This is a genomic window from uncultured Gimesia sp. (assembly GCF_963972345.1).
Classification (GTDB): domain Bacteria; phylum Planctomycetota; class Planctomycetia; order Planctomycetales; family Planctomycetaceae; genus Gimesia.
The window spans coordinates 25,987-36,588 of the sequence record NZ_CAXAVM010000055.1 but is presented as its reverse complement, the minus strand read 5'-3'; the positions used below and the strand labels follow the sequence as shown (position 1 = coordinate 36,588).

Here is a 10,602-nt window from a genome sequence, read left to right as displayed (position 1 = left end):
TCATGCCTTCTCCTTTGACCTGGTTGAACATGTCCTGCGGAGAAACCCCTTTCGTGGGGTTATCATAATGAGAGCAGCCTGCTGCATGAATGTGATGGTCGCCGGAATAAAAACCGAATTCGCGGGGATTTACCCAGCGTTTGAGATTCACTTCCAGGGTCTGCTCTGCCTCTGCTGAAATTTTGACACGCCGGGTCAGCCGTTGATACTCCGGGCCGCGACTATACTCCATTTCCAGTTCGCCAGCAGGCAGCATCACGGTCTCACCATCCTGTCGATAGATCTGGGGTTGAAAAAAGAAATCGGGTGCCAGCCGCTTGGCCTGCAGAGGAAAGACGTGTCCCTGGGAATCGCGAAACAGAAGTCGCGCGGCGGTGGGTCTGCCGTCAAAGTCTTTGATGGTAAGTTGGACGGGCACAGCCGGACGCACATCAAACAGGACCGGCACTTCACCCCGAAAACCAATATCCTGCGTACCCGCTCCCACATCGAAAGCCAGCGTGGCTTCCCGTTTTCCTGACTCGTGGCAGTAGATCAGAGCGAGCACATATTCCACTTCCAGACCACTCAGCTGGGCCGTCATCGGACTCGCCTGAAACAGTTCGACTTCCAGGAAGCGATCGGTCTTACTGTCTTTGGTTTCATTCCGATTCAATTCCGGCTGTGCCTGGCGCTTCAGCGAACTCAATGCGCCTCCCGAATAGACAGGGCCTGCCTGGGGACTGGAGATCTGCAGCTGCCTGGTCACCGTACTCTGATTGACCACCTTCACCACAAACGGCGTAAAGCCCCCTTGCTGCAACACAGCGGCGGCTGGTCCGCGGGCCACTTTCGTCCGCACTTCCGGGTTCAGGGAGACGAGACACAAGACTTCCGGATCGAGTAATTTCTGAATCGCAGCTGCGTCCCGCTGATCACAGGCGGTATTCAGTTTTTGAACCAGCGGCGCGGGTAAAGGAGCCCCCAGGTAATCCAGCGCAGAAATGAGCCGCTTCACATTCGCGGCCAGCGGCTGTCCTTCCACTGCTGCTGCCGCAGGAGACTCCGCCAGCAGATTGCCGGAAACCAGGAAGCACGACAGACAGACTGTCATGAAAACCACGTTTCTCAAGCGCGCCGATTTCCTGTCCCAGGCGGTCCGTTCGACGTTCATCGCAGTCTCCCCTTCTGATACACAGCAGGGCCGTCCGCTGCTGTTTACTCTGTTGAAAATTTATGAATGGTCGTCTGCTCGTAGACTTCCCCCGGCTTGAGAATGGTGCTGGGGAACTCCGGCTGATTGGGAGAATTCGGAAAATGCTGTGCTTCCAGGCAGAGCCCGCCGTTTTTGGGATAACCGCCGCTGGCCGGGGTTCCATCCAGAAAGTTCCCCGTGTAGAACTGCACGCCGGGTTCGGTAGTGAAGACTTCCATTACGCGACCCGACTCGGGATCTTTGACCCGCGCACAGAAGGCAGGTTGCTGATCACTCTGATTGACCACCCAGCAGTGATCATATCCGCCTTCGACCTGATCGATCCGCTCTCCAATTTTGTGGGCCGAAGTAAAATCCATCGGTGTCCCTTTGACCGACTTGAGTTCTCCGGTAGGAATCGCTTCGTCCGTCACCGGCAGATACTGGTCGCAGTTGAGAACCAGTTCATGATCCAGGATTTTGCCTTCACCAGCCAGATTCCAGTAACAGTGATTGGTCACATTGAGGGGCGTCGCTTGATCGCTGGTGGCGGTGTAATCGATTTTCAGTTCATTGTTGTTATTCAGCGAATAAATGACGTTTAACGTCAGTTTACCGGGATACCCTTCTTCGCCATCCGGACTGACCAGACTCAACCTCACGCCGACTTCATCTTTCCTGCTGAAGCTTTCAGCGGCCCAGACTTTTTTATCAAAGCCTGCGTTGCCTCCATGCAGATGGTTGGGAGGAATATTCTGAGCCAGTTGATACTCTTTCCCGTTGAGAGTGAATTTTCCATCCTTGATCCGATTGGCATAGCGACCGCAGATGGCACCGAAATACGGGCCTTTGTTCTCATAAGCGGCCAGGGAATCAAAACCCAGCGTGACATTTTCGGATGTTCCCTCCCGGTCGGGCAGGTAAACCGCGGTCACAATCGCGCCATAGTTGATAATATTAACGCTCGTTCCTTTTGTATTAGACAACAGGAACTGTGTGATCTCCTGGCCGCCAGCGGTAGTTCCATAGGGCTCTTCCTGAACGGTCAGCTGGTATTCATTTCCGGTATTCATGTCTGCATCCTTCGCACTGGTTTTATCTGAAGCGGCCTTTCGGGAATCAGGAGAGGACGCCTTTTCCTCTGAACAGCCTGTAAGCAGAATTAAAGCACTGATGATTCCACTCCAATATTTCCGTTGCATCATTAAAAGTCCTCTCGCTACCGATGGGATGTTATTGACAGGCTCGGTTCAAATATCTCTGCAAACCAGAATAACAAATCCCCCTGCAAATGTAATGCAGAAACGAATCCCTCTGGCTGCGTAAAGCCTTTGAAAAAACATCAGGCACCCGGGAAGGAACATCAGCCGCGAAGTCAGCCCTTCAGAGGAGACCGCCGGCTGCTTTCGGGTGAGGGAATCCACGGTGAAAAGAGGGCCTCACAGCGGACTGGAAAGTCCAGGAACAGGCTTCAATAGAGGGACTCTCAATAAAATTCGCAGTAAATTATGAACCGCGTAAAAAAACAGCCCCCTTTTATTTTCCATCCTGTGAAACGCTCAACGGGGGCGATCTATATATTCGCCCGCACACTAATTTCAGGTTAAAGTTTCACGACATTCGTGTTAACAAGAAATGTAAAGTACTGATATATAAATACTTACAATTTTATAAAACAGATTCTCTGAATCCTCCCCAAAACAAATGAGAGTAAGTTATAATTAAAGACAGGCGAATTGATTTGGAGAATATTTGATTCCCTTCCGGAATCTTTACTAAATTCCCATCATTTCTCCTCTCTCTGGCGTAGTAATAGACAGAGCGTGTCAAATAACGCGGAGAGGGGAGGTAGACATGCAGTTAGAAATGGTCGATAAAAAAATTGAGGAACGAGATTCTTTACCTTCAGGGGGCGTGACAAGTGATGCCCGTCTGGTGGAAGCAGCTCGCAAGGGTGACGACAGCGCATTTGGCGAGTTAGTCCTGCGTTATGAGCGCAGACTGATCCGTGTGCTGATTCAGTTCGTCAAAAGCCCGGACCTGGCAGAAGATCTGGCACAGGATACATTCCTGAAAAGCTATGAGCGTCTCGATCAATTCGATACATCCAGGAGATTTGGTCCCTGGCTGTTCCGGATCGGGGTCAATCAGGCTCTGGATTATCTGCGAAAACAGAAGCGAAGAGGCTGGTGGCTGTTATTCAGTGACAGTCCCTCAGACACTCCTTTCGATCCCTCAGTCCCGGATCCAAGGAACAAGATAGATATCAATCAGGAAGTCCAGGCCATCTTGGAAGAGATTCCTGAAAAGTATCGGACCGTACTCGTATTGCGTGATCTGGAGAATTTCTCGACTTCCGAAATCGCAGCGATTCTGGACCGCAAAGAAGCAACGATTCGCTGGCGACTGGCAGAAGCAAGAAACCGTTTCCAGAAACTGTGGTCTAATCGTCAAAATGTAGAAAGCTCCATGTCGGGCAAGGAATAACAAGACATGTACTGCGCACAATGCAACGGTTTGAAGTCGCGCGTTGCTCTGGCAGTCGGAAACGACCTGTCGGGCACCGGACTCAAACTACTCGAAAAACAACTACAAAACTGTGAGCAATGTCGCTTGCAGTATGAACAGCTGCAAAAAAGCTACGAAGCACTGCAAAATCAGTTTGACAGCGCCCCGGTGCCTTCTTTACAGGACAGCGTGTGGCCTCAGGTCTCTGCTAAAATTGCGGCCCGTCGCCGGAAAAACCGACCCACGCGTTTTAATGTCCTGCTACCGACTCTGACCACGGTGGCGTGCTGTCTGGCCCTCATGCTGGTCACGAACAATCCCCGGCCAGATCAGCAGACATTTGCTCCGGCTTCGGAATCCATCCATCCTGTGAATGTTCTGGATAATCATAATTTCTCAAATGTGAACCTGCGTGATTTTCCGGATCAGCAGTGGGGTTCGCCGGAACAGATGCTGGAACATCAGATGAATCCTTACGGATACGAGCTACCTCGTCTCCGCCACGATTCACGGAATACCCATCAGTTAAATTCCGTCAAATTTTAAGTTCAGCTCTTCATTCCTGAGCTCAGGCTGGTCAATCGACCAGCCTTTTTTTTATGATATCTGTAAATGTCGCTTCCCTTCTTGAAAGGGTCGCATCAATCAGCCTCAGGGAATGAGCTCCGCTTATGTCGATCACTGTCTCCCAAGCGTCACCGGAAGAGTGGCCTGAAGCATCAGCGTTCATTTTTGCTGATGCCTCAGAAGTGGATCAGAACCTGCAGATCGACGAATTCCTCGCTACTATCAAAGCCGATCAGAACGGTCGCAAACAGCTGCTGATCGCCCGTGAGAATGGGATTCTGCTGGGAGCAGGCGTGCTTGTTTTCACGGATGCGGCAACCGCTTTTTTCTGGCCTCCCTTTACGTCACGTACTGATTGTGCCGCGGCACTGCTTCAGGAAATGGCAGCCCGCATTGATCAGTCCGAAATCAGTATCGGTCAGGCACTGCTTGAGCCAGGACAACTGAATCTGAGGCGGTTATTGACCCAGAACGGATTCCCGCATCTGACAAACCTGCTGTTCATGCGGCACCCTCTGACCGACGTCCGCCTCAGTGAGCCACTGAAAACCGAGCAGATTCAATGCGTTCGTTTTGATGGACAGGCAAACCGTCACCGTTTTCTGGAACTGCTGGAGCAGACGCACCAGCTCTCATTTGACTGCCCGGCTCTCAATCACTGCCGCACCACGGAAGAATCGCTGGAATCACATCGCAGTTCCGGCGACTCTGATCAGAAGTACTGGTATCTGTTTCAACGTGATCATACCGACCTGGGTGTGCTGCTGTTATCGGAACATCGGGCTGAAAATCTCTGGGAAGTCGTCTACATGGGAGTCGCTCCCGGGCAGCGTGGAAAGGGTTATGGCGCCGCATTCATCGAATTCGGACTGCGACAGGCTGTCGCCCATAATCAATCCGGTTTAATGCTTGCCGTTGATCACAAAAATTCCTACGCGATAAAGATTTACGAAAAATCAGGTTTTATCAGACAGCACACATTGAGCGTGCATGCGCGTATGCGTTCGCAATTCTCAGAAAAAAAACCAGAAATTCATTAACATGTTTTGCACAGGCAAAAGATGAGTCCGTTAATTATTTTTTGGATCAAAACTGTGATTTTCTGCTGGTAAAACAGCTTTTGATTTCGGTCTGAAAATTCTGAAAAAATTCCGATGCGTTTCTGTTTGACTCTCTGCGGATTCAAGCTAGTATCAGTCCCACTGAATGAGTAAACGCAGCGTCGATCAAGACCAATGCCTTAAATCTTTTGGCGCTGTAAACAATGGAGCTTTTTAGCGCATCATTTCTACATATACCTCACACCCATGATCGATACGGAACGAGCAGGATCTGGCTTTTTCCTGTATTATGGGCGGGAATGTTGCGCGCGGGGGGAGGGTGCAAGATGCAACCCACGTCTTTGGCAGTGGAGGGTACGCTTTGTGCTGAATCAGCAGGGCGACCAACGGAAGCCAAGCTGGGGCCTGTTTTAACCGAATCAAACGAGCAAGCAGTCTTTCGATTGCTTGCGCAGCAAGTCGGTCAGCGCAGTTTCCAGAACTGGTTCGCAGGAAAAGTCAGTCTCAAGCTGGAAGCAAGTCTCCTCATCATCGGAGTTGCCAGCCCGTTCTTACTGACCTGGATGCAGAAAAAGTTCTCCTCCGAGATCTATGCAACGGCGATCGCCTGTATCGGTCCCGCGGCAGAATATCGGTTCGAGGTCGATCCGCAACTGGCCAGCCAGGAATTGAGTTCGAAAGCACAGCCGGCAACTTCCCGGGTCAACGGGGATACTACAAACCGCAAGCTGATGCCCTCTTCCGACCAGAAACCAGAACGCATCGACGGCGGTCATCAACCGGTTCAACAACCGGCTCAAGCGTCTCCCTATAAAGGCAGACGCTTTGCTGACCTGTCGACTTTCCTCTCAGGAAAATCGAATCAACTTGCCTACATGGCAACGTTGCAGGCGAGTGAACAGCCCGGGGCCCTGTATAACCCGCTGTTCATTCACGGCGGAGTCGGCCTGGGAAAAACACATCTGCTGGAAGGTTTCTATCGGAGAATTCGACAGCAGTACCCTTCACTGCAGGTTGTGTTTCTGACGGCTGAATCATTCGGAAATTACTTTTCCAAAGCATTACAGGAACGCTCACTACCCAGTTTCCGCCAGCGGTTTCGCAACGTGGATGTCCTGATTATTGATGACATCGATTTCTTTGAATCCAAACGCATTTTCCAGGAAGAGCTATTACATACGATCAAACATCTGGAAAGCCATGGCAGGCAGCTGATCTTTTCCTCCGACCGGCATCCGCGGCTGTTAACGAAAATGAGTGAAGAGCTCACCACCCGGTTTCTGTCCGGCCTGGTCTGTCGGGTTGAAGCTCCGGAAACAGAACTGCGATTGCAAATTGCCCGTCAGCGGGCATTACAGCTCAAAACCCCCATTACCGAGGGCGCGCTGGAATACGTGGCCCGCCGCTTCACACATAATGTGCGGGAACTGGAAGGCGCCATTAACTGCCTGCAGACCTGGCACGTGATGACGAAACAGAAAATCACCACGACGATGGCGCGGCAGGTGCTGGCCGATCTCGAACGGGACTGTATCCGTATTGTGAAAATGGACGACATCCAACAGATCGTCTGCTCAACGTTTGGAATTTCAGAAGCTGACCTGAAATCTTCCCGACGCGCAAGAAATATCAGTCAGCCGCGCATGCTGGCCATGTTCCTCGCCAGGAAACTCACACAGGCCGCCTACACTGAAATCGGCGATTTTTTTGGCGGACGCAATCACAGCACGGTAATGTTCGCTGAGAAAAAAGTTCGTAAATGGCTCGAAAACCAGTCTTCCATCCGGGTCGCTTTGCAGGACTGGTCCACTGAAGAAATTATTGAATCGCTGGAACAGCAGCTGCTGGCCAGTTAATCAACGTGCATTCCGATTTACTGTTTAATATTGCCCCTGAGCGTTCGAGTATTGACCGGGAACCGGGACTGGCTGAGCGCCCCACTGAAACCGGGACGGTGCAGGCTGATTCGAATTCGGGTTCATGAGCAACTGCCGATTCTGATCTGCCGCCTGTTGGCCCGACTGATAGACTCCCTGTTGCTTGCCCTGCTGTAATTCGGAACCGGCGGTCCGCACGTTCGCAGGCGCGAAATCCGGATTGTTAGAATACATGGCTGACTGAGGCAGCTCAGACGGTAACCGGGGAAACCCGCCGGCATTCTGGACAGGTTGCATGCCCTGCCCCTGGTATCCATTGGGCTGCTGGTGAGGTTGATTCGAGTATTCATAACCCGCCTGCCGCACACCACCGGCCTGGGGTTGCTGCTGATAGGCCGCCGGATCATATTGTACCTGCCGAATATTCTGTCCACCCGGTTGAAAGGCATTCTGACCGGGAACCTGGGCAGACGCCGGGATCAAAGTGCCGACCTGCGTCTGTGGACTCATCAAAGGTGAATTCCCGTAGGGATTCTGTTGCGCTTCTGCCATCGGAAACATCTGGCCGGGGCCGGCGTTCATTCCTGTCAGCGCGGCTTCTCGCATCTGCGCCTGATCGGTATTCTGCTGCTGATTCTCTGAATATTGATTTTCGGTATTCTGATTCTGTTGTGTCGAATTGATCCGATAATCGGGAAACTGTCCCGGCATCTGATACTGGTTGCCATACATGGGTTGTCCTGCCTGGGGCATATTAACCGGGTACTGTTGCTGTGGCATCTGCTGTGCTGGCAGCGCGGCATTCCCCTGGGGATTATTCTGGTACTGTCCCTGCTGTGAGGGGGGATAGTTCTGATACTGCTGATTCTGATTTTGATACTGTGGCGACTGCTGTGCGGCTTGCTGCTGCTCTTTCATGGCCCAGTAATTGGAAGCATCGACGGCCTGACTGATTTCAGGATCGCCCGCGGGTGGCCAGGCCTGAATCTGTGCATCAGGATCAACATACTGCACGGGAGCAGGCGCAGGTTGCGGAGCCTGTACCAGGTGCCGAGGATTTTCCTGATGGGGGAACGTATTTTGTGGCGTGCTGGCAGTCTGCTGCAGCATGGCTGAATGAGGACTGATGGCAGGCAGTTCCTGGACGGCATCACGGGCCTGGACTGCTTTTTCCCGTTCACGTCGCATCATCTCGGCAATCTGCTGGGTGGGATTCTGACCCGACTGATTCATCGCGGGTGCTGTCGGTTGTTCCTGGATTTGCATCGCCCCATTTTGACCTGCCGCATATTGAACGGGTTGCTGCTGACTGGTCTGGACCTGCTCCACCGGCTGTATTCCGGAAGACTGGTTCGCAGGAGCAAACCGCTGAACGTTGTGTTGAGTTGTGCCTGCCTGGGCCAGATTCATCTCCGGATTGACGCCGGGAAACAACTGGGCAAATTTTTGCCGGGCCTGGGCTTCGCCGCTCGTCATACGAAACAGAGCCAGCGCCTGGTCATATTGACCTGTTCGACCAAAATACCAGCCTAAGTGATCAAGGGAACGCACATGGCGAGGTTGATATTTGAGTGCTTCCCGCAGATATTTTTCACCATAGTCGTCCCGTCCCTGCAGCATATAGGAATAGCCGATATCACTCAGCAAATCAGGATTGGCAGGATCAAGTTTCAGCGCTTTCAGGTAATACGCTTCCGCCGCGGGATAGTTTTTCTTTTTATCTTCGATGATTGCCAGTCGATGCAGGGCTTCGAAATGACGGGGGTCCATCGCCAGCACCCGCTGGTAATACCCCTGGGCTTTCTCCAGGTTACCTGACCGATCTGCATCGTAAGCCAGATTCAACTCCTGTTGTACCGTCGCTTCATCTGCTTGAGCAGGTGCAGTCCGGGCCGTACTCAACGGGAGTGCTTTGGATTCTGTCATGCTCGAGGTCGCTGTGATTTTTTGATCCAGTACCGGAATATCGGCTAACTGTTCCGCGCGATCGGGTTGTTCGTGCCTGCTGTGTCGTTCCAGTTGACCTCGTTTCCGCTCCTGAGCCATGGCGACTCGCAGTTTCTTCTGAATGTCAGACTCCACTTTTTCCTCTGTGACATTCTGAGCCAGATCATCCGAAGATTGTGAACTCTGCGCAAAGGGACCAGACTGACAGCCATTCAAAAAGATAAAACAGCAGGACAGGACTGCGAGATGTTGAAACATTCGAGCTTTCATCGGATATCAACCTTGATTCAGCGAGGGAAGATCGCTCAGTTTAATTCGACTCAATGGGAAATGGATTTCGTGCCCTCAATCGTGACCAGAACCAGACACAGGAATTTCAGAAATCTGACCGGAAAATCATCCGACAGTTTGTGACTGAAATACCAGCAGCTGAATTCTGCTGTTCGAGGGGCAACCGATAATTGTGATAAAGTGATTGGCAGGATTAGAAATGAGAGAGAAAGGTATCAGGCGCGGATTCTATGACGATTGTAAAATCATGTCGATACGAATTTTGGAAACGAAACGGAAGCCGGGCCAAACCGGGTTTCGGCAGTCGTGGATGATCGCTGCGAACAACACATAAACCATTACTGCATATAAAGATAAAAACGCCGCAGCATTAATTCTGCCGCGGCGTTTTCGTTTCTGATTGTTATGATTTCTGCCGTCAGGCAACATTAACAGTGATTAAAACCCGACGTTCCCACCACCGCCGCCAAAGCCTCCTCCTCCGCCGCCACCGCCGCCGAAACCGCCACCCAGGCTGCCTCGAGTCGAGATGAAGCGGTAGTAGTCGATTTCAGCTTCGCGTGAATTGAGGGATCGCCCGTAAGGAGTCGAGACAATCGTTCGCTGATCCGCGTCCTGGTTACCCAGGTCGGTCAGGATGCGGGCCACCAGTTGGCGTCGATAGGCGTCCAGTTCGGGTGCATAGTTATTATCGCTACGTTCCACGATCACCGGATAAGGGGCACTTCGCATGCGGGCACCGATTTCGAGAATATGATCTTTACCGTTCGTGGTCAGTTCGGCACTGTTCTCAACAAATTCGTTGCGATTGATAATAAAATCGACCGCTTCCGCATTGGATTCCATCGTATGGTAATGCGCGCGGTTGACACTACCCAGGGGGTAAACTTCGGGAATCGCAAAAGAGCGTTTGTGAACACCCCAGTTGCCTCCCCCACCCCAGCGGCAGCAACCGGCAACCAGCAGTATGCAACTGGATGTCAGAATCAGTTTATGCAATATTGAAAAACGGGCCATCATGTCCCTCAGTTATTTACGACAACGTCGTCACTGCCTGGATATTAAAAGTACGAATGTTTCTTCCCGGAGAAGATCCCTCGTAATCTCTTGAATGAAAATCATTTTCTGTATCAGCAAGATTTGATCCTGCTGATGTCAGTCTCGAACAAACTGGAAC

At 51.7% G+C, this 10,602-nt stretch carries 7 protein-coding genes and 1 pseudogene; 4 read left to right on the top strand and 4 right to left on the bottom strand.

The genetic code is table 11. The annotated features are described in order from the left end of the window. Positions 1–1,153: pseudogene (locus tag AACZ40_RS11620) on the bottom strand (hypothetical protein); the annotation flags it as partial. A gap of 44 nt (positions 1,154–1,197) precedes the next feature. After that, on the bottom strand, positions 1,198–2,247 hold the full coding sequence (locus AACZ40_RS11615) for an aldose epimerase family protein (RefSeq protein WP_291172353.1): 1,050 nt from the start codon (positions 2,245–2,247) through the stop codon (positions 1,198–1,200). A gap of 781 nt (positions 2,248–3,028) precedes the next feature. Between AACZ40_RS11615 and AACZ40_RS11610 the strand changes: the two genes are divergently transcribed. The 4 genes from AACZ40_RS11610 to dnaA all read left to right on the top strand — a co-directional run bounded on the left by AACZ40_RS11610 (position 3,029) and on the right by dnaA (position 7,166). Beyond that, positions 3,029–3,661, top strand: coding sequence for an RNA polymerase sigma factor (locus AACZ40_RS11610; RefSeq protein ID WP_291172356.1), 633 nt, complete (start codon positions 3,029–3,031; stop codon positions 3,659–3,661). Between the two features lie 6 nt (positions 3,662–3,667). Beyond that, positions 3,668–4,228, top strand: a complete 561-nt coding sequence (locus AACZ40_RS11605) for a hypothetical protein (protein WP_339674489.1) — start codon at positions 3,668–3,670, stop codon at positions 4,226–4,228. 125 nt (positions 4,229–4,353) lie between these two features. Then, a complete protein-coding gene (locus AACZ40_RS11600; protein WP_291172362.1) occupies positions 4,354–5,289 on the top strand; it encodes a GNAT family N-acetyltransferase in 936 nt (311 codons plus the stop codon). A 347-nt stretch (positions 5,290–5,636) separates the two neighbouring features. Then, positions 5,637–7,166: a chromosomal replication initiator protein DnaA gene (gene dnaA / locus AACZ40_RS11595; protein WP_291172366.1), complete on the top strand. Its 1,530-nt coding sequence runs from the start codon at positions 5,637–5,639 to the stop codon at positions 7,164–7,166. Positions 7,167–7,190: 24 nt separating this feature from the next. Here dnaA and AACZ40_RS11590 read toward each other — a convergent pair whose 3' ends face one another. Continuing rightward, complete coding sequence (locus tag AACZ40_RS11590) at positions 7,191–9,392, bottom strand: tetratricopeptide repeat protein (RefSeq protein WP_291172369.1); 2,202 nt, start codon at positions 9,390–9,392, stop codon at positions 7,191–7,193. Between the two features lie 471 nt (positions 9,393–9,863). Beyond that, a complete protein-coding gene (locus AACZ40_RS11585) occupies positions 9,864–10,445 on the bottom strand; it encodes a hypothetical protein (RefSeq protein ID WP_291172372.1) in 582 nt (193 codons plus the stop codon). Positions 10,446–10,602: the final 157 nt, after the last annotated feature.

Bases quoted from the DNA above. Each gene is read 5' to 3' on its own strand.
- AACZ40_RS11615 (WP_291172353.1), bottom strand. From the start codon at position 2,247: ATGAATACCGGAAATGAATACCAGCTGACCGTTCAGGAAGAGCCCTAT.
- AACZ40_RS11610 (WP_291172356.1), top strand. From the start codon at position 3,029: ATGCAGTTAGAAATGGTCGATAAAAAAATTGAGGAACGAGATTCTTTA.
- AACZ40_RS11605 (WP_339674489.1), top strand. From the start codon at position 3,668: ATGTACTGCGCACAATGCAACGGTTTGAAGTCGCGCGTTGCTCTGGCA.
- AACZ40_RS11600 (WP_291172362.1), top strand. From the start codon at position 4,354: ATGTCGATCACTGTCTCCCAAGCGTCACCGGAAGAGTGGCCTGAAGCA.
- dnaA (WP_291172366.1), top strand. From the start codon at position 5,637: ATGCAACCCACGTCTTTGGCAGTGGAGGGTACGCTTTGTGCTGAATCA.
- AACZ40_RS11590 (WP_291172369.1), bottom strand. From the start codon at position 9,392: ATGTTTCAACATCTCGCAGTCCTGTCCTGCTGTTTTATCTTTTTGAAT.
- AACZ40_RS11585 (WP_291172372.1), bottom strand. From the start codon at position 10,445: ATGATGGCCCGTTTTTCAATATTGCATAAACTGATTCTGACATCCAGT.